The sequence below is a fragment of the Streptomyces sp. LN549 genome, from assembly GCF_043203805.1.
In the GTDB taxonomy this organism is placed as follows: domain Bacteria; phylum Actinomycetota; class Actinomycetes; order Streptomycetales; family Streptomycetaceae; genus Streptomyces.
Genome location: NZ_JAZHRI010000002.1, coordinates 7,780,403 through 7,798,536, shown reverse-complemented (window position 1 = coordinate 7,798,536; position 18,134 = coordinate 7,780,403). Strand labels below are relative to the sequence as shown.

General features: G+C 70.5%; 18 protein-coding genes and 1 pseudogene. 8 read left to right on the top strand and 11 right to left on the bottom strand.

Annotation, left to right across the window (positions count from 1 at the left end):
• The first annotated feature begins 2 nt into the window (after positions 1 to 2).
• On the top strand, positions 3 to 821 hold the full coding sequence (pssA, locus tag SH922_RS34695) for a CDP-diacylglycerol--serine O-phosphatidyltransferase (protein ID WP_328898482.1): 819 nt from the start codon (positions 3 to 5) through the stop codon (positions 819 to 821).
• Between the two features lie 177 nt (positions 822 to 998).
• Here pssA and SH922_RS34690 read toward each other — a convergent pair whose 3' ends face one another.
• From SH922_RS34690 to SH922_RS34680, 3 genes are read right to left on the bottom strand one after another with little or no spacing between them, the layout of a single operon-like run.
• Entirely contained in the window at positions 999 to 1,889 is an 891-nt protein-coding gene (locus SH922_RS34690; protein WP_393063774.1) for a hypothetical protein, read from the bottom strand.
• Complete coding sequence (locus SH922_RS34685) at positions 1,873 to 2,958, bottom strand: hypothetical protein (RefSeq protein ID WP_393062513.1); 1,086 nt, start codon at positions 2,956 to 2,958, stop codon at positions 1,873 to 1,875. The genes SH922_RS34690 and SH922_RS34685 overlap by 17 nt, the downstream gene beginning before the upstream one ends.
• Entirely contained in the window at positions 2,919 to 3,305 is a 387-nt protein-coding gene (locus SH922_RS34680; RefSeq protein WP_393062512.1) for an Orn/Lys/Arg decarboxylase N-terminal domain-containing protein, read from the bottom strand. Before SH922_RS34680 ends, SH922_RS34685 begins: the two co-directional genes overlap by 40 nt.
• A 411-nt stretch (positions 3,306 to 3,716) precedes the next feature.
• Between SH922_RS34680 and SH922_RS34675 the strand changes: the two genes are divergently transcribed.
• A complete protein-coding gene (locus SH922_RS34675) occupies positions 3,717 to 6,077 on the top strand; it encodes a discoidin domain-containing protein (protein ID WP_393062511.1) in 2,361 nt (786 codons plus the stop codon).
• Between the two features lie 72 nt (positions 6,078 to 6,149).
• Here the strand turns inward: SH922_RS34675 and SH922_RS34670 are convergent, their stop codons facing one another.
• Genes SH922_RS34670 through SH922_RS34650 form a run of 5 tightly spaced genes read right to left on the bottom strand, consistent with a single transcriptional unit; the run spans position 6,150 to position 11,004 of the window.
• On the bottom strand, positions 6,150 to 7,400 hold the full coding sequence (locus SH922_RS34670; protein ID WP_393062510.1) for an ABC transporter substrate-binding protein: 1,251 nt from the start codon (positions 7,398 to 7,400) through the stop codon (positions 6,150 to 6,152).
• Positions 7,397 to 8,527: a branched-chain amino acid ABC transporter permease gene (locus SH922_RS34665; protein WP_393062509.1), complete on the bottom strand. Its 1,131-nt coding sequence runs from the start codon at positions 8,525 to 8,527 to the stop codon at positions 7,397 to 7,399. Before SH922_RS34665 ends, SH922_RS34670 begins: the two co-directional genes overlap by 4 nt.
• A complete protein-coding gene (locus tag SH922_RS34660; RefSeq protein WP_393062508.1) occupies positions 8,520 to 9,410 on the bottom strand; it encodes a branched-chain amino acid ABC transporter permease in 891 nt (296 codons plus the stop codon). The genes SH922_RS34665 and SH922_RS34660 overlap by 8 nt, the downstream gene beginning before the upstream one ends.
• On the bottom strand, positions 9,407 to 10,210 hold the full coding sequence (locus tag SH922_RS34655) for an ABC transporter ATP-binding protein (protein WP_393062507.1): 804 nt from the start codon (positions 10,208 to 10,210) through the stop codon (positions 9,407 to 9,409). The genes SH922_RS34660 and SH922_RS34655 overlap by 4 nt, the downstream gene beginning before the upstream one ends.
• Entirely contained in the window at positions 10,207 to 11,004 is a 798-nt protein-coding gene (locus SH922_RS34650; RefSeq protein WP_393062506.1) for an ABC transporter ATP-binding protein, read from the bottom strand. The genes SH922_RS34655 and SH922_RS34650 overlap by 4 nt, the downstream gene beginning before the upstream one ends.
• 298 nt (positions 11,005 to 11,302) lie before the next feature.
• Here SH922_RS34650 and SH922_RS34645 point away from each other — a divergent pair, with 298 nt between their 5' ends.
• Positions 11,303 to 12,076, top strand: coding sequence for a PucR family transcriptional regulator (locus SH922_RS34645; RefSeq protein ID WP_393062505.1), 774 nt, complete (start codon positions 11,303 to 11,305; stop codon positions 12,074 to 12,076).
• A gap of 90 nt (positions 12,077 to 12,166) precedes the next feature.
• On the opposite strand, the gene SH922_RS34640 is transcribed toward SH922_RS34645, so the two are convergent.
• Positions 12,167 to 13,282 (bottom strand): glycerate kinase, encoded by a 1,116-nt coding sequence (locus tag SH922_RS34640; RefSeq protein ID WP_393063773.1) that lies wholly within the window; start codon positions 13,280 to 13,282, stop codon positions 12,167 to 12,169.
• A gap of 142 nt (positions 13,283 to 13,424) precedes the next feature.
• Here SH922_RS34640 and SH922_RS34635 point away from each other — a divergent pair, with 142 nt between their 5' ends.
• Complete coding sequence (locus SH922_RS34635) at positions 13,425 to 13,916, top strand: NUDIX domain-containing protein (RefSeq protein ID WP_393062504.1); 492 nt, start codon at positions 13,425 to 13,427, stop codon at positions 13,914 to 13,916.
• 22 nt (positions 13,917 to 13,938) lie between these two features.
• Here SH922_RS34635 and SH922_RS34630 read toward each other — a convergent pair whose 3' ends face one another.
• The gene (locus tag SH922_RS34630) at positions 13,939 to 14,139 is read right to left on the bottom strand and encodes a type II toxin-antitoxin system VapB family antitoxin (protein ID WP_327707896.1); all 201 of its coding nucleotides are present in this window, start codon (positions 14,137 to 14,139) and stop codon (positions 13,939 to 13,941) included.
• A gap of 67 nt (positions 14,140 to 14,206) precedes the next feature.
• Between SH922_RS34630 and SH922_RS34625 the strand changes: the two are divergent.
• Both SH922_RS34625 and SH922_RS34620 read left to right on the top strand, forming a co-directional pair.
• Positions 14,207 to 14,961 (top strand): annotated as a pseudogene (locus SH922_RS34625) (NAD-dependent deacetylase).
• A gap of 29 nt (positions 14,962 to 14,990) precedes the next feature.
• Positions 14,991 to 15,638 carry a class I SAM-dependent DNA methyltransferase gene (locus SH922_RS34620; protein WP_393062503.1) on the top strand — a complete coding sequence of 216 codons (648 nt, stop codon included), beginning with the start codon at positions 14,991 to 14,993 and terminating at the stop codon, positions 15,636 to 15,638.
• Between the two features lie 38 nt (positions 15,639 to 15,676).
• Here SH922_RS34620 and SH922_RS34615 read toward each other — a convergent pair whose 3' ends face one another.
• The gene (locus SH922_RS34615; protein WP_393062502.1) at positions 15,677 to 16,270 is read right to left on the bottom strand and encodes an ABATE domain-containing protein; all 594 of its coding nucleotides are present in this window, start codon (positions 16,268 to 16,270) and stop codon (positions 15,677 to 15,679) included.
• An 86-nt stretch (positions 16,271 to 16,356) separates the two neighbouring features.
• Here SH922_RS34615 and SH922_RS34610 point away from each other — a divergent pair, with 86 nt between their 5' ends.
• Both SH922_RS34610 and SH922_RS34605 read left to right on the top strand, forming a co-directional pair.
• Positions 16,357 to 17,280, top strand: a complete 924-nt coding sequence (locus tag SH922_RS34610; protein WP_393062501.1) for an alpha/beta fold hydrolase — start codon at positions 16,357 to 16,359, stop codon at positions 17,278 to 17,280.
• A gap of 259 nt (positions 17,281 to 17,539) precedes the next feature.
• On the top strand, positions 17,540 to 18,124 hold the full coding sequence (locus tag SH922_RS34605) for a TMEM165/GDT1 family protein (protein ID WP_393062500.1): 585 nt from the start codon (positions 17,540 to 17,542) through the stop codon (positions 18,122 to 18,124).
• The last annotated feature ends 10 nt before the right edge of the window (positions 18,125 to 18,134 follow it).

Sequence of the window (18,134 nt, the reverse complement as noted above, 5' to 3'; positions counted from 1 at the left end):
GGGTGCCGGAGGCCGAGGCCGAGGACGACGCAGAGGACATGCCGCTCTCCATGCGGCTGTCGATAGCGGACACCCTCACCCTCGGTAACGCCACATGCGGATTCATGGCGGTGTACTTCACCACCACGGGGATCCTCATCCCGCACCTCACGGGCAGCGACGAGAGCGGCATGGCGCGGCACTCCGCGGCCACCGCCGTGATCCTCATGCTGATGGCCGCCATCTTCGACCTGTTCGACGGTCTCGTGGCCCGCAAGCTGCGTTCCTCGCCGATGGGTGCCGAGCTGGACAACCTGTCGGACCTGGTCAGCTTCGGGCTCGCCCCGGCGTACTTCGTCCTCGTGTACGGCATGGTCGCGGACGACGCACACCAGCGGGTCTCGGCGCTCGCAGCGATCGTGGTGCTGCTGGCGGTGGTGCTCAGGCTTGCGAGATTCTCCTGCGTGACCTTGAAGGACGGCATGTTCCAGGGCATGCCGAGCCCCTTCGGAGCGCTCACGGTCATCTCGATCGTGCTCCTGGAGCTGCCCTTCGTGCCGACGCTGCTCGCGATCGTCGGAGTGGCGTGGCTCATGGTCAGCCGGGTCGAGTACCCCAAGCCGCGGGGCGTTCTCGCGGTGGCGATGCTCGGCTGGATCGTGGCCGCGATGGGGCTCCTGGCCGCGTGGGCGTTCGACGCTCCCGGTGGTCAGCTGCTGCTGCAGACCGGCTGTGCGCTCCAGGTGGTCCTGGGTGCGGTGATCCCGCTCTTCGCGACCGCCCGCCGGGTGAACACCTTCCGTGACAACCGGCGCGAGGCACGAGCGGCTCAGCTGCCGTAGTCCGCACATCATGTACGAGGGCCCGGATGCTCCCCAGCATCCGGGCCCTCGTGCATGTCGTCCGGCTCAGTCGGAGCGTGACGCCCGTGTGCCTTGCCGAAGCCCGGCGGAGCGTCGGCGTCTCACTCGTGTGACAGTGCCTGAGGGCTGTCCCGCAATTCCTGGCGGGGACAGCCCTCAGGCCGGGTCCGCTCGGACGCACTCAATCAGGTAGTCGCCGGTCTCCGGGTCGCGCGTGACACCGTGGGTCTCACTCCGGAATCCGGGGAACGAACGGTCGAACGATTCGAGCGCGGTCAAGTAGCCCAGCAGCGGACCGTCCGGACCGCCGGTGTTCTCGCCGGGCATCAGGACAGGAATGCCCGGCGGCGTGACGGTGACCATGGCCGCGGCCACACGGTCGGCGGCCTCCATCAGGCGCACCCGCTCGGTGCCACTGCGGATGAGTCGTTCATAGCAGTGCTGAGGCGGAACGACGGGCACGGGAAGCTCCTGGAACGCGGTGTCGAGCAACTCCACCAGACGCCCCTGCCGCAGGTGGTCGTGCATCTGCCGGCACAGTCCCCGCAGACTGCTGCCCGCGTAGCGTCCCGGGTGTTCCGCCACCAGTGCGGGCAGCAGGTCCGACAGCTGGACGTCCTGGTCGTAGAGCGTCTTGAAATCCATCAGGGCGTCCATCAGGGTTCCCCATTTGCCCTTGGTGATCCCCATCGAGAAGAGAATCAGCGTGGTGTAGCTGTCGGTCTTCTCCACCACGATGTTCCTGGTGGCCAGATAGGCAGTGAGTACGCGAGCGGGGATGCCCCACTCCGCCATGCGTCCGGTCGCATCGATACCGGGACAGGTGAGGGTCACCTTGACCGGGTCGAGCAGACAGTAGCCCTGGGAGAGGCCGTCGAAGCCGTGCCAGTCGGCGCCCGGTTCCAGTTCCCAGCACGACGGGTGTGCGCCGAGCAGGGCCGGCGGGGCCTCGGCGAAGGGCACCCGGTCGCCGGTGACGGGGTCGGTGACCGTATCGGGCTGCCAGACGCCGAAGAACCAGTCAGGCCGGTCACCGGCCTGCGCGATCCGCTGTGCCGTGCGGCACCATCGTCTGGCGGAAGCGGATGGCCTCCGTCACCGCTTCGTCGATCAGCCACGTGCCCTGTGGCCCGTCCATCATCGCAGCGGCCACGTCAAGTGAGGCGATCATCGGGTACAGCGGCGAGGTGGTGCCGTGCATCATGAACGCCTCGTTGAACCGGTCGTGCTCGACCGGGGCCCGCGGGGCGGACCTGACGTGCACCATGGCGCTCTGCGACATGGCCGAGAGCAACTTGTGCGTCGACTGAGTGGCGAAGACGGTCGGCCGCTCGGGCTCCGGAAAGCTCTCCGTGTCCACCGCCATGCCGTAGCGCCCCGCGTAGAGGGGGTGGAAGCGGGCGTAGGCGAACCATGCCTCGTCGAAGTGGAGCCGCGGTGTGCTGGGGGCGAGGGCCCGGGCGACCTGGAGTGACTGGTAGCACAGTCCGTCGTACGTGGAGTTGGTGAGCACCGCGTACTGTGCCTCGGCGGATACCGCGCCCCGGGCCAGCGGGTTCGCGGCGATTCTGGAGGCGATCGCCGTTGCCTCGATCCCGCCCGGCGGCAGCGGCCCCGCGAGTCCGTAACCGTTGCGGGTCGGGATCAGGTATACCGGCCGGGCGCCCGAGAGGACGAGACCGTGCAGGACGGACTTGTGGCAGTTGCGGTCCACGAGGGCGATCTCGTCGCGGGTGACACTGAAATGCCCGACCATGCGGTCACAGGTCGAATCGCCGTGCAGAACGAAATACGTGCGGTCGGCGCCGAAGATCCGGGCGGCGTTCGCCTCCGCGTCGCCGACCGCACCGGTGTGTTCGAAGAGCGATCCGAGTTCCTCCACCGAGATCGACAGATCGCTGCGCAGAATACGTTCCCCGAAATAGTCGTGGAAGGCCCGGCCCACCGGCGACTTGAGGAAGCCGACTCCCCCCGCGTGAGCCGGGGTGTGCCAGGGATATTCATGGGCGTCGTCGAAACGGCGCAGCGCCTTGAAGAACGGCGGCAGAAGGCCTTCCCGGTAAGTGCGGGACGCAGCTACGATCCGTCCCGCGATAAAGGGGGCGGTATCCTCCAAGGGCCAGATATAGCCGACGACGGACTCGCCAGATGCTGCAGATCGTCGCCGTCCGTGACGAGAAAGACCGGAAGGTTCCGAAAGCGCCCGTCGGCCTGGCGCAGGACATCGGCACCCCCTGGCTCACCGCCGTCCGCATCCGTCTTCGGAAGTTCCCAGTCCACGACGGCCGCGACCATTCCCGCTTCGGTCCGCAGTACCGCCAGCGCATCGTGAGCGGTCAACGCTCTGCGCACCTCGAATCCCCGGTCCACCAGCACGCGCTCGATGCGGCGCAGTTGCCCGGCTCTGGCGCTTTCACCTTCCTTGCGCTCGGGTACCGCGAACATGATGAGACCGCTGGTCATGCAAACCCCACTCCGCGAAGAGATGAAGCGCCGATTCGAGTGCGCCGGACCTCAAGAGAAGCGCTGACTCGCGGAGCGGCGTATGGAATGAGAAGCGAAACCACCTGAACGGGTTTCCCCGCCATTCCACCGCAGCGGAGACCACCAGAGCCCGAGTTTTTCCGGGCCAGTGCGAATCTTTTGCACTCCACCAGCGGACCGCCGGCACAGCGGCCCGGCACACTGCGCACCCGCCTGCCCGGCGACCAAACCCCATCAACTACCTCGAAGTGCTCATTCCTCACAGATCTGAGTCATATATTTGAGTAGTGAGAGCAGAAATTTGCGCAGCAGCGTGGACTTCCTTGCGGCCCTGCTCCTAGCCTGTGGGGCGTCCGAAGAGCCCCCACGAGCCGCAAGGACGACTTTCACGTGACCCCACCACCCCGACGCCAGTTGCTCAGACGATCCATATCCGCCTCCCTTTCGCTGGCACTCGCCGCGTTCGGCACCGCCGCCGCCGTGGTCCTGTCCAGCGCCCCGCCCGCCCGGGCGGCGGGGGTCCCCGCCCCCTCCCCGCTGGCGGTTCCCGGTCGCGGCGCGACCGTTCCGTTCAAGGAGCAGGAAGCCGAGTACGCCGCCACCAACGGCGCGCTGATCGGCCCGAACCGCCTGTACGGCACGCTGCCCTCCGAGGCATCGGGCCGGCAGGCCGTGACGCTGGACGCGGTCGGTGAGTACGTGGAGTTCACGCTCACGGCGCCCGCGAACGCCATGTCCTTCCGGTACTCGTTGCCGGACAACGCCGCCGGATCGGGCCGGGACGCCTCGATCGACGTGACGGTGAACGGCGCCTCCCCCAAGGCGGTGCCCGTCACCTCGAAGTACGGCTGGTACTACGGCGGATACCCCTTCAACAACAACCCGGGCGACACCAACCCGCACCACTTCTACGACGAGGCCCGCACGATGTTCGGGTCCACCCTCGCGGCCGGCACGAAGGTCCGGCTGCAGGTCTCCTCCACCGCCGCCTCACCGTCGTTCACCATCGACCTGGCGGACTTCGAGCAGGTGGCCGCACCCACCGCCAAGCCCTCGGGCGCCCTCGACGTCGTCGCCGACTTCGGTGCCGACCCGACGGGGGCCGCCGACTCGACCGCCAAGATCCAGTCGGCCGTCGACGCGGGCAAGGCGCAGGGCAAGGAGGTGTACATCCCGCAGGGCACCTTCCAGGTCCGCGACCACATCGTCGTGGACAAGGTAACGCTGCGCGGCGCCGGCCCCTGGTACTCGGTGCTGACCGGACGTGACCCGTCGAACCGCAGCAAGGCCGTCGGCGTGTACGGCAAGTACGCCGCGCAGGGCGGCAGCAGCAACGTCACGCTCAAGGACTTCGCGATCATCGGCGACATCCGGGAGCGCGAGGACAACGACCAGGTCAACGCCATCGGCGGGGCGCTGTCCAACTCGACCGTCGACAACGTCTGGATGCAGCACACCAAGTGCGGTGCCTGGATGGACGGCCCGATGGACAACTTCACCATCAAGAACAGCCGCATCCTGGACCAGACCGCGGACGGCGTCAACTTCCACTACGGCGTCACCAACTCCACCGTCACCAATACCTTCGTCCGCAACTCCGGTGACGACGGTCTGGCGATGTGGGCGGAGAACGTTCCGAACGTGAAGAACAAGTTCACGTTCAACACCGTGATCCTGCCGATCCTGGCCAACAACATCGTCACGTACGGCGGCAAGGACATCACCATCTCCGACAACGTCATGTCGGACACCATCACCAACGGCGGCGGGCTGCACATCGCCAACCGCTACCCCGGAGTCAACTCCGGTCAGGGCACGGCCGTTTCCGGCACGACCACAGCAGCGCGCAACACTCTCATCCGTACCGGGAACAACGACTACAACTGGCGTTTCGGCGTCGGAGCGATCTGGTTCAGCGGTCTCAACGAACCGATCAACGCCACCGTCAACATCTCCGACACCGAGGTGCTGGACAGCTCCTACGCCGCGATCCACCTCATCGAGGGTGCGACGAACGGGCTGCACTTCGACAACATCAAGATCGACGGCGCCGGCACCTACGCCCTCCAGATCCAGTCGCCGGGCACGGCGACCTTCACCAATGTCGTGGCCACGCACATCGCGCAGGCCAACCCGATCCACAACTGCGTGGGCAGCGGATTCCAGATCACCCGGGGCAGTGGGAACTCCGGCTGGTACGCCGACCCGCCGGCCTGCACCGGCAACTGGCCGGACCCGGTGTGGACCAACGGCGGGGTGCCGGGCGGCGGCAGTGGTCCGACGGACCCGCCCACCGACCCGCCGACCGACCCGACCGACCCGCCCGCCGAGACGGGCAACCTCGCCCAGGGCCGCGCGGTCACCGAATCCGGCCACGCGGACGTGTACAGCGCGTCCAACGCCGTGGACGGCAACGCGAACACCTACTGGGAGAGCACCAACCACGCCTTCCCGCAGACCATCACCGTGGATCTGGGCGCAGCCAAGGCGGTCAAGCGGCTGGTCCTGAAACTGCCCCCGGCGGCCGCCTGGTCCACCCGCACACAGACGCTGAGCGTGTCGGGCAGCTCCGACAACGGCACGTTCAACTCGCTGAAGTCCTCATCGGGTTACACCTTCGATCCGTCGAGCGGGAATCAGGCGACCGTCACCCTGCCCGGCACACCGTCCCGCTATCTGCGGCTCACGTTCACCGCCAACACCGGATGGCCGGCCGCACAGCTCTCCGAACTGGAGGCCTACACCAGCTGACCGGACCGCGAAGAACCGCCGGACGGCACCCGTGATGCGTGCCGTCCGGCGGCCGTCGTCGAAGCAGTCGGACTACTTCAGCGTGTAGGACTTCGCCGCCGCTGCCGCCTGCGCGGGCCTGACGGTCTTGAGGCCGCCGGGGGTCTTGGCGTCCGGCTTCATGATCACGCTCTCCCGGCTGGAGGGCGCCGTCGGGTCGGAGAAGTCGTGGGCCATCCCGAAGTCGCTGCCGAAGTCCGCGATGGTCAGCAGGGCCTTGTCGATGCCCTCACGAGTGAGGTCCTTCGAGGCGCAGGCCTTCTTCAGTACCTCACCGAACAGTCTTGCCGCGTTGTATCCCGCGATGACGCCGTTGTCGAGGCCGTCCTTCGGGTACTCGGCGCCGTACTCCTTGGCGAGCTTCGCCGGGCCGGCGGCCGGGTCACCGATCGGCAGGGTGGGTGCGGCGACGTAGTAGTCGTGCTCCAGGGCCGGGCCTGCCGGCGTCTTCAGCAGCTGGGGGGCGAACGCCGAGTTGTTGCCGACGACCGGGACCTTGAAGCCGGTGGCGGCGGCGACGCCCACCAGTGAGGCCGCCTGACGCGGGCCCGCGCTGACCACGACGGCCTTGACTCCGGCCTGCTTGAGCGCGGCGACCTGGGCGGTCATGTCGTTGTCGGTGGGCTTGATCTTCTGCTCGACAACGGTCAGGCCCGCCTCCTTCGCCGCGTACTTCGAGCCGGCCAGGGCGTTCTCGCCGTAGTCGCCCTCGAAGTACACATGACCGATCTTGTCGCCCTTGGCGATGCGCTTCTCGGCGAGCAGGTAGTCGATCGCGTTGATCGTCTCGACGTCGTACGTGGCGCCGATGACACGGACGTACTTGCTGCCGAGCAGACTCGCCGACCATGCCTGCGGCAGGACGAGTCCCTTGTCCTGGCCGTCGATGCGCTGCTTGACCGCCGCCGCGAACGGCGAACCGATGAACTGGACGAAGCCCAGCACCTTCGGCTCCAGCTCGGTGTATCCGGCGATGGCCTTCTGCGGGTCGTAGCCGTGGTCGCGCACGGTCAGCTCGACCTTGCGCTTGCAGATGCCGCCCGCGGCGTTGGTCTGCTTGACCCAGAGCTGCTGGGCCTGGGTGACACTCTTGCCGAGCGAGGCGTAGACACCGGTCATGTCGGTGAGCGCACCCAGTGTGATCGTCGAGTCCGTGACGCCCTCGCCGGTCTTCACACCGCTCTTGTCCTGGGCTCCCTCGTCGGAGGACTTGGCCTTCTCGCTGCAGCCCACGAGGGTGAGGGTGAGGGCCGCGCACACGGCCCCGAGCACACGCAGTTTCATTTCTTCTCTCCTGAGTTCTTCATCAGACGTGTCAGGCCGCCGGGCAGGAACAGCACAGCCGCGACCACCGCGGCGCCGTACAGGTAGCGCGATGCCTCGCCCGGAGCCAGGCCGCCCGTACCGGGGGCGGAGACCAGCGGCAGGGAATCGCTGTAGTGGGTGAGCAGCTGCGGCAGCAGCGAGACGAACGCGGCCCCGACGACCGCTCCCGCCACGGTGCCGAGCCCGCCGATGACGATCATGGCGAGGTATTCGAGGGACAGGACCATGCCGAAGTACTCGGGCACGGTCCGCTGGAAGACCAGCGCGAGCAGGACGCCCGCCAGTCCGGCGTACATCGAGGACAGGACGAAGACGCCCGCCCGGTAGCGGGCCACCGGGACGCCCATCACGCCTGCCGCGATGCGGTGGTCCCGGATGGCGTTGAGCGCCCTGCCCGGCCGGCCGCGCAGCACTCCGCGGGCGAACAGGCCGCTCAGGAGCAGCGCGAGCAGCGCCGCGTACCAGAGCTTCTCGGAGGACTGGAACGGCACCGCGGCCACCATGACCTCGGTGTCGTCGAAGTCGAATCCGAAGAGCGAAAGGGGCGGCACGGCACGGCCGTTGAAGCCGCCGGTGAGGGAGCCCGCGTTGAACAGCACATGCTGGCCGATGAAGATCAGGGCCAGGGTCGCGATGCCCAGGTAGGCCCCGCGCAGCCGGCTCGCGATGGGGCTGAACAGTCCGCCGGCGGCTCCCGCGAGGAGCACCGCGAGCACGGCGGCGAGCCAGCTGGGCAGGCCGAGTCCGGAGAGCTCGTGCCCGTTCTCCGTACTGCTGTCCCCCGCGAGGACGCAGTAGCCGTAGGCGCCCACCGCGAGGAAGAAGGCGTGCCCCATGGAGAGCTGGCCGGTGGCGCCGGTGAGGAGGTTGAGCCCGATGGCGCCGATGGCGGCCGCCATCGCGAACAGTCCGGCCTGCAGCCAGAAGCGGTCCAGGTAGAACGGGAACGCGAGCAGCAGTACCGAGCCGACGGCCCAGAGGTAGGTGCGCGGACGGCGCAGCCGGGTGGCGAGTGCGGCCCCGGATGTGCCGGCCGCGGGCTTCACCGCGGTGTCCGGCTGTGTCGTGGTCGTGGTGTCAGACACGGGCGAGCTCCTTCGTACCGAAGAGTCCCGCGGGTCGCAGGAGCAGCACGAGCACCATCACCAGATAGGGGGCGAGGTCGCCGATGCCACGGCCCAGGAAGGAGAGGTCGCTCTGGTAGCCGGTGGCGAGCGATTCGGTGACACCGACGATCAGCCCCCCGGCGAGGGCCCCGGTCGTCGAGTCGAGTCCGCCGAGGATGGCGGCGGGGAAGGCCTTGAGGGCGGCCAGTGAAGTGGCCCGTTCCAGGCCGGGTGTGGGGAAGACGGTGAGGAACAGGGCGGCCACCGCGGCAAGCGCTCCGGCCACCGCCCAGGCGGCGAGCGAGACCCGGCCGAGCTTGATCCCCATCAGGGCCGCGGTCTGCGGGTTCTCGGCGGCCGCCCGCATCGAGACGCCCCAGGACGTGAAGCGGAAGGCGAGCAGGAACAGGGTGATGAGCAGGCCGGCGGCGAGGAACGCGGCGATCCGGGTCTCGGCGAGGGTGACGCCGCCGATGGTGACGACGCCGTCGCCCCACGGGTCGCCGAGCGCGAGCACGTCCGTGCCCATGCGCCGGGTGAGTTCGGTGGTCAGGAGGATGTCGACGCCGATGGTGACGATGGCCAGCACACTGTGGTCGCTGCCCCGGTAGCGGCGCATCACCAGGAACTCGACGGCCGCTCCGACGACGGCGGCGCCCGCGATGCCGACGGCGAGCGCGGGCCAGAAGCCGATGTCGTCGTGGAGCACGGCGGTCACGTAGCCGCCCGCGAGGAGCAGGGAGGCGTGGGCGAAGTTGACGACCTCGGTGGCCTTGAAGATGACGACGAAGCCGAGCGCGATCAGCGCGTAGACCGAGCCGATGGAGAGGCCGCCGAGGAGGAGTTCGATGAAGGTGGTCATTCCTGTGCCCCCAAGTAGGCCTGGACGACGGCCGGATCGTTCTGGACCTCGGCGGGGGTGCCGTCCGCGATCCTGCGTCCGAAGTCGAGTACGGTCACGGCGTCCGCGAGCCGCATCACGACGCCCATGTCGTGCTCGACGAGCACGATCGAGATGCCGAGGCTGTCGCGGACCCCGGCCACGACCGCGGCGGTGCGCCGCCGTTCGTCGGCGGTCATCCCGGCGACGGGTTCGTCCAGGAGGAGGACCTGCGGCTCCATGCAGAGCGCCCGGCCGAGCTCGACGAGCTTCTGCTGTCCGTACGGAAGCGCACCGGCGGGCCGGTCCAGTTCCTTGTCCAGACCGATGAATTCGGCGATCTCACGGACCCGGTCCAGATGGCGGCGGGCCTCGCGGGCGGCGGACGGCAGGCGCAGTCCGCTGGCGAGGAACCCGGCGCGGGTGAGCCGGTGCCGGCCGAGCAGGAGGCTGTCGGCGACGGTGGCGTGCGGCGGGAGCGCGAGGTTCTGGAAGGTTCGGGCGACGCCGAGGTGCGCGATCTTGTGCGGGGCGAGTCCGGTGAGTTCCGTCGTACCGAGGTGGACGGTGCCGGACGCGGCCCGGTACACCCCGGACAACACGTTGAAGCAGGTCGACTTCCCTGCCCCGTTGGGGCCGATGACGGCGTGCACGCTTCCCGGCTCCACGGTGAAGGAGATGCCGTCGAGTGCGGTGAGTCCGGCGAAGCGCACGGTGACGTCACGGACGGCGAGTGCGGCCGGTGCGGTTGCGACCTGGGCCGTCTCCTGGGCGATGGTCATGCGGACCACCTGCTCAGAGTGCGTACGGCCGCGGAGGCCCGGTCCGCGTCCTCGGCGGCCGTCTCGTCGACGACACCCAGGTAGCGGCGGCGCACCTCGTCGGAGGCGGCGAGTTCGTCGGCCGGCCCCTGAAGGGTGACCTCGCCGACCTCCAGGACGTAGGCCGTGGAGGCGAGCCGCAGGGCGATCGCCGCGTTCTGCTCGACGAGCAGGACGGAGGTGCCCGACGCGTTGATCTCCTGCACCGTCTCGGCGATGCGCTGCGCCATCAACGGGGCGAGTCCGAGCGAGGGTTCGTCGAGCAGCAGCAGCCGGGGCCGGGCCATCAGCGCCCTGCCCATCGCCAGCATCTGCTGCTCGCCGCCCGACAGCAGCCCGGCGCGCTGGTGCGCACGCCGGCCCAGTACGGGGAACAGTTCGTGTACGCGCTTCAGCGCGCCCGCCGACGCCTTGCGGCCGCCGCGGGCCCCGAGGGCGCCCGCCCGCAGATTGTCGGCCACCGTCATCCGGGCGAACACCTGTCGTCCCTCGGGCACCTGGACCACTCCGGCGGCCACCACCTGGGCGGGGCGCAGCCCGTCCAGGGGCCGTCCGTCGAAGTGGACGGTGCCCGTACCCGTCCCGCGGTGGAAGCCGAGGGTCCGCGAGACGGCCCGCAGCAGCGTGGTCTTCCCGGCCCCGTTGCCGCCGAGTACGGCGGTGATCGCGCCGGCCGGCACATCGAGGGAGACGTCGCGCAGGGACCGTACGGGGCCGTAGCCCACGGACAGTGCGCGGATCTCGAGCGCTGCCATGCGTCCTCCTCCTTCCGCCTTGTCTTGGAATCGACGCGTCGATTCGTGGTGCGCAGGGCCCCGGCCTGGCCGTGGCCGGCGGTGTCCGCCTGTGCCTGCCTGTGCCTGCCCTGTGCCTCTCTGGGGCCACAGACCAGCAGCGTGCGGACCGCGCGTCCACGGTCCGTGGCCGAAACGCTGCGGGTGACCAGTGCGGGAGACCGCCGGTTGTGCACACGCACAGAGGCGGGGTGTGCGCTGTCGCCCCCGGCCCTGACCGGTGTCATCCTCACGACTGCGGTCCGGTGAGGACCGGGGCGTGGAAGCGGCCCCCGGGGGCGCGGAGGACGGAGCGGGGATGCGGCAGCGCGGGGACGAGCGGGGGTGGGCGCTGCTCGACGCGCTGCTGGAGGACGAGACCGGGCCGGGCCTCGCGGCGCTCGCCGGTGCGGTGCTGGGGCTCCCGGAGCAGGGCCGGTACGCGGTGGCGGTGGTCCCGGCGCCCTGGTGCGCCGGGAACCGTCCCGGCGACGCGCACGGGATGCGGTTCCTCTGGCGGCCACGGCCGGACCGGGAGATCGCGGTGGTGGCGCTGGGCGATGCGGATCCGCCGGCCGTGGCCGCGCTGTTGTCGGGCGAGGGGACCGGGCCCGGAGGGGTCAGCCCCGTGGTGGACGCCCTGTCCGCCCTGGGCACGGCGCGCAGGCTGGCCGATGCGGCGCTGCTGACATGCGGCCCGGGTGGAGAGGAGGTCGTCTGTCTGGACGGCCGGATCCCCGCGGCCCTGGTGGCGGGACAGCCCGCCCTCGCGGCCTACCTGGCCACGGACGTCTTCGGCCCGCTCCTGGCCCGCGACCCGGCCGACCGGGCCCTGCTGGTGTCGACACTGGACGCCTGGCTGGAGTGCGGGGGGTCGGCGGGGCGGACGGCCGTACGGCTGTGCTGCCACCGGAACACGGTGCTGAACCGGTTGCGGCGGCTGGAGGAGCTGACGTCACGCTCGCTTTCGCGGCCGCGCGAACTGGTGGAACTGGTGCTGGCGCTGGATGCCATGCGGATGGGGCGGGGAGCGGTTACGGACCGGCGTCCGTAACGGGGGCGAGCCCCCGGTCCGTAACCGGCTGCTCGCCCCCGCACCGCCACTCCTCAGCGCCGAGCCGGAGGGGCTTGGTTCAGCCTCTCCTCAGCGCAGGAAATCCCGTGCGATGGACTCCGCCACCCGCTCCAGCAGCGGCCCCGCTTCGGCCATGCACACCGCAGGGTCCGGCTCCAGCTCCGTGAGCGCATACGCGCGGCGGATGCCCGCGCGCCCCAGCGCCTCCGGGGCCAGCGCCAGCCGGCCGCAGACCGCGACGACCTCGATGCCCGCTGCGCGGGCCGCCGCGGCGACCCCGGCCGGGGCCTTGCCGTGCAGGGTCTGCTCGTCGAGTGAACCCTCGCCGGTGACGACCAGCGTCGCCCGGGCCAGTGCCGGCGCGAAGCCGAGAACGTCGAGCATCACCTCGATCCCGGGCCGGAACCGCGCACCGAGCGCGACGAGCGCCCCGTACCCGATTCCGCCCGCCGCACCGGCCCCGGGCAGCTGGGCGTGGTCCGGCCCCAGCACGGAGGCGTAATGGGTGAGTGCCGCGTCGAGCACCGCGATGTCTTCCTCGGTCGCGCCCTTCTGGCGGCCGTACACCTCCGGCGCGCCCTTGGGCCCGGTGAGCGGGTTGTCGACGTCGCTCGCGAGGATCAGGTCGACCTCGCCGAGCCGGGCGTCGAGCCCGGACAGGTCGGCCGTGGCGAGATCGGCGAGTCCACCGCCGCCCGGACCGACGGGCTTGCCGTCCGCGTCCAGGAAACGTGCGCCGAGCGCGGCCAGCATGCCTGCCCCGCCGTCCGTGGTCGCGCTGCCCCCGACGCCGAACACGATGGTCCGCGCGCCCGCTTCGAGGGCGGCGAGCAGCAGCTCACCGGAGCCGTACGTGGTGGCCGTGAGCGGGGCGAACACGCCCGCGGGCAGATGCTGGAGGCCCGAGGCCTCGGCCATCTCGACCACCGCGGTGGTGTCGCGCACCGCGTACGCGGCGGTCACGGGGTCGCCCAGCGGCCCGGTCACCCGCGCCTCGCGGCGCTCGAATCCGGCGGCCACCGCGGCCGCCACCGTGCCGTCGCCGCCGTCCGCCACGGGCAGGGTCTCCACCCGTACCTCGGGGGCGACGCGCCGCAGCCCGGCCGTCACCCGCTCAGCGACCTGCACGGCCGTGAGCGAGCCCTTGAACTTGTCCGCCGCGACGAGCACGCGTGCGGTCTCCATCACTGCTCCGTCCGTCACCTTGATTCCCTTTGCTTTCGAACAGGCAGTCGCGCCGCCCCGACCCTAACCGCACCACCCCCTCCCTGCCCATGGGTGTCCGGGCCCTGGACCTGGTATTGCGCCCCACCACTACGCTTCCGGTGTGACCACCAATGACTACGCCGTGTACATCGCCGGTCTCCCGAAGGTCCTGGCCGGTGCCGCCTGCATCTTCCGGGACGCGCAGGGGCGGGTGCTGCTCGTCGAACCGAACTACCGCGAGGGCTGGGCGCTGCCCGGCGGCACGATCGAGTCGGCGCAGGGCGAGACCCCGCGCCGGGCGGCGCGGCGCGAGTCGGCCGAGGAGATCGGCCTCGACCTGGAGCCGGGCCGGCTGCTCGCGGTCGACTGGGCGCGCGGCACCACGCGGCCGCCGATCGTGGCCTATGTGTACGACGGCGGGGTTCTGGACGAGGAGCAGCTGAAGGCGGTCCGGCTCCAGGAGGAGGAGCTTCTGTCATGGAAGCTCGTCGAGCCCGCGGAGATCGACCGGTACCTGCTCGGGGCGCTCCGCGGGCGCGTGCGGGCGGCGCTGGACGCGCTGGAGTCCGGCGCGGGCACCGTGGAACTGGAGGACGGCAGCCCCGTCGCCTGACGAGCCGGCTCCGGGCCGCGGGTCAGCCCTGCTGCTCCTGCGGCCTGATCCCGTCCTCGCGCACGGTCTCCTCACGCGCAGCCGTCCGCGCCTCGGTGCGGTGGCCGCGCGCGATGTAGTCGCGTACGACGAGTTCGACTGCGTCCTGGGGGCTGCCGACGCCCGCGAGCACCATCACTTCGACCACGAGTTCCGCGTCCAGACTGACCGTCACCTTCGCCATGGCGGGGACGGTAGCAGCACGCGATATCGCCTCGCGAGGTGCGGCGCGCGGTGCGTACGCTCGCCGCATGACACTCGTGGCGATCCTCAGCGGCGCCGGTATCTCCACGGACTCCGGTATCCCCGACTACCGCGGGCCGAACGGCCTCTGGCGCAAGGACCCGGAGGCCGAGAAGCTCGTCCGGTACGACCTGTACATGGCCGATCCGGACATCCGCCGCCGCTCCTGGCAGATGCGGCGCACCACCGCGGCGTGGAACGCCGAGCCGAACGCGGCCCACCGTGCGGTGGCGGACCTGGAGCGGGCGGGCGTGGCCGTACGGGTGATCACGCAGAACGTGGACGGTCTGCACCAGGCAGCCGGTCTCTCCGCTCGCAAGGTCCTCGAACTGCACGGCACCGCACGCCAGGTGGTGTGCACCCGCTGTCACGCCCGCTCGCCGATGGCGGAGGCCCTGGCCCGGGTCGAGGCCGGAGAGCCGGATCCGCCGTGCGGTGTGTGCGGCGGATCCTCAAGGCGGCCACGGTCATGTTCGGTGAACGGCTCGATCCGGTGGTGATGGGCGACGCGATGGCGGTCGCCAAGGGCTGCGAGGTGTTCATCGCGGTCGGTACGACGCTCCAGGTGCAGCCCGCCGCCTCGCTGGCCGGGATCGCGGCGGAGCACGGGGCGAGGCTGATCGTGGTCAACGCGGAGCCGACACCGTACGACGCGCTCGCTCAGGAGACGATCCGGGAGCCGATCGGCACCGCGCTTCCCGCTCTGCTCAAGCGGCTGACGGACGAGGCGGGTTCGGGGCCGGGCGCGGGCTCCGGGCCGTGATGTCGGTGGGCGCCGGTACGGTCCGGTGCATGACTGCAGCTTCCTCCCTCGGCACCACGCGGACCTCGTACGACACCGTCGCCGCCGACTACGCGTCCCTGCTTGCCGACGAGCTCGCGGCCAAGCCGCTGGACCGTGCGATGCTCGGCGCCTTCGCCGCGCACGTGACAGCCGACGGCGGCGGGCCCGTCGCCGATCTCGGCTGCGGGCCGGGCCGGGTGACGGCGTATCTGCGGGACATCGGGCTGCCGGCGTTCGGCATCGACCTGTCGCCCGGCATGGTGGCGGAGGCCCGTCGGCGCCACCCGGACCTGCGGTTCGATGTGGGGACGATGAGCGCCCTGGACCTGACGGCCGGCTCGCTGCGCGGGGCTCTCGCCTGGTACTCGCTCGTCCACACCCCGCCGGAGGAACTGGAGCTGTACGTAACGGAGTTCCGCCGGGTACTGGCCCCGGGCGGCCATCTGCTGCTGGCCTTCAAGGCGGGCGACGAGCGGGTCCGGCTGGAGCACGCGTACGGGCATCCCGTGGACCTCGACGTGTACCGGTTCTCCCCCGAGTGGGTTGCCGGGCTGCTGATGCGTACCGGTTTCGAGGTGACGGCCAGGCTGGTCCGGGCGGCGGACCGGCGGGAGGCCACCCCGCAGGCGTTCCTGCTGGCGCGGAAGCCCGCGTAGGAGTTCGCCGGTCCGGGGGCCCGCCGGTCCGCGGGCCTCTACCCCTGGGCGTCCACCCCCTCCCCCTTGTGGCGACGGTAGTAGCGGGCCACCCGCGCACGGTTGCCGCAGCGCTCGGCCGAGCACCAGCGGCGGCGCGGGTGGGCGGGCACGAACAGCATCGTGCAGTCCTCCGCCTCGCACTCCCGGATCCTCGCGACCGCCGGATCCGCCAGCAGCTCGGCCACCTCCTCCGCCAGTGCCGCAGCCACCCGCACACCGAGCGGGCCGGAACGGCGGGCCGTCACCACGACGGCGTCGCCGTTCCACTCCGCGTACCGGACAGCGGGGGCGGCGAGCTGCGCCTCGTTGAGGCCACGCAGGGCGGACTCCGGCGGGCGCTCACCTCCACGGGCCGCCGCGACGGCGAGCCCCGCGTGCGCCCGGACCGCGTGCACCGCCGCCAGGTCCTCCGGGGTCACTTCGCGGGCCTCCGCGGCGCCGGGCAGCCGCTCCGCCTCCAGGGCCAGCCAGGCCAGCAGCCCGGCCGCGTCGGCCAGTTGATCGGCCGGGGGGCCCTGCGCCGTGTACGGCAGCGTGTTGAGCAGGTCCAGGGCGAGCAGCTCGCCGGTCAGGGGCTCAAGACCATTCATGCACCTAATGCTAACTCACCCACTTGACGCATTAGAGCCCTCTCCCGTAAAACTAATGCATCGAGCCACCAAGGAGGCATGTGAACATGGCGATTCAAGCTGTTCCGCACATCCGTCACCGGCACATCGAGGTCGACGGCGTCCGTGTCTTCTACCGCGAGTCGCTCCCCGCCGGCGTGACGGACGACGCGATGGACGACGTCCCGGTCATGCTGTTGCTCCACGGCTTCCCGTCGGCCTCGCACCAGTTCCGCCGGCTGATGGACGCGCTCGGCGCCCACTACCGTCTGGTCGCTCCGGACTACCCGGGCTTCGGCCACAGCGACACCCCGGCGTCCGCCACCACCGGCGGCCCGTTCACGTACACCTTCGACCGGCTCGCGGACATCACCGAAGGCTTCGTGCAGCAGCTCGGGCTGTCACGCTTCGTGATGTACGTGTTCGACTTCGGCGCCCCCGTCGGGTTCCGGCTCGCCGCCCGCCACCCGGAGTGGATCGCCGGGCTGGTGGTGCAGAACGGCAACGCGTACGAGGAGGGGCTGTCGCAGCAGGCCCGCGACTTCATCGCCCTTCGCCCGGAGAACCCCGGCGCCGCCGACACCGTGCGGTCCCTGCTGACCCTGCCCGCGACCCGCGGCCAGTACGAGGGCGGCACCGCCGACCCGGACCTCGTGGCGCCGGAAGGCTGGACCCTGGACCAGCACTTCCTGGACCTGCCGGGCCGCACCCAGCCACAGCTGGACCTGGCCTTCGACTACCACTCCAATGTCGCGCTCTACCCGCAGTGGCAGGACTGGCTGCGCAAGCACACCCCGCCGGCGCTCGTCGTCTGGGGAACGGGAGACATGTTCTTCCCCGAGCCCGGCGCCCGTGCCTATCTGCGTGATCTCCCGGACGCCGAACTGCACCTCTTCGACACCGGTCACTTCGCCCTGGAGGACCACCTCCCACAGATCGCGCCGCTGATCGCCGACTTCCTGGACCGCACCTGGACCGCCGACCGGACGTGACCACCCTCGGGGGCGTGCGGTAACGTTGACGGCTGCGAAGGGGAGTAGCCCTGCAAACCGGTCGTCGACACACTGGAACCTCCGGGTTCCCGGTGGCCGGGCTCGTGGATCATTGCGGGCGGGCGAGACCTTCGGTCAGGTATGACACGCCCACTCCCCGTGGGCGGTGCCGTCATGCCGGGCCGAGTGGTCCTCCGAAAAGCCCGAGTGGCACTTCGCGGAAGATCCGGGGCCCGGCTCCAACAGAAAGCCACCCGGAATGCATCTCGACCCCCTGGCGATCATCACCGCTTTCGGGCTGATCTTCCTCGCGGAACTCCCCGACAAGACGATGTTCGCGTCGCTGGCCATGGGCACGCGCATGCGTCCGCTCTACGTCTGGTTCGGCACGTCGTCCGCGTTCATCGTCCATGTCGCCATCGCGGTCGGGGCGGGCGGCCTGCTCGGCCTGCTGCCCGACTGGATCGTCAAGCTCGTCTCCGCCTCCCTTTTCGCCTTCGGTGCCTTCATGCTGCTCCGGGCCGACGCGGGCGACGAGGACGAGGACGGCGGCCCGAAGACGGTCACCGGCTTCTTGCCGGTGTACTCCACCGCCTTCATGGCGGTGTTCATCAGCGAGTGGGGCGACCTCACCCAGATCACGACGGCCAACCTTGCCGCGAGCAACGGCGCCTGGTCCACCGCGATCGGATCCGCCGCCGCGCTGATGTCCGTATCGGCGCTGGCGCTGCTCGCGGGACGGTTCATCGCCAAGCGCGTACCGCTCAAGACCGTGCAGCGCATCGGCGGGGTGTGCATGCTGGGACTGGCGATCTGGACGGTCGTCGAGATCTTCACCGGCTGACCCGGCCGGG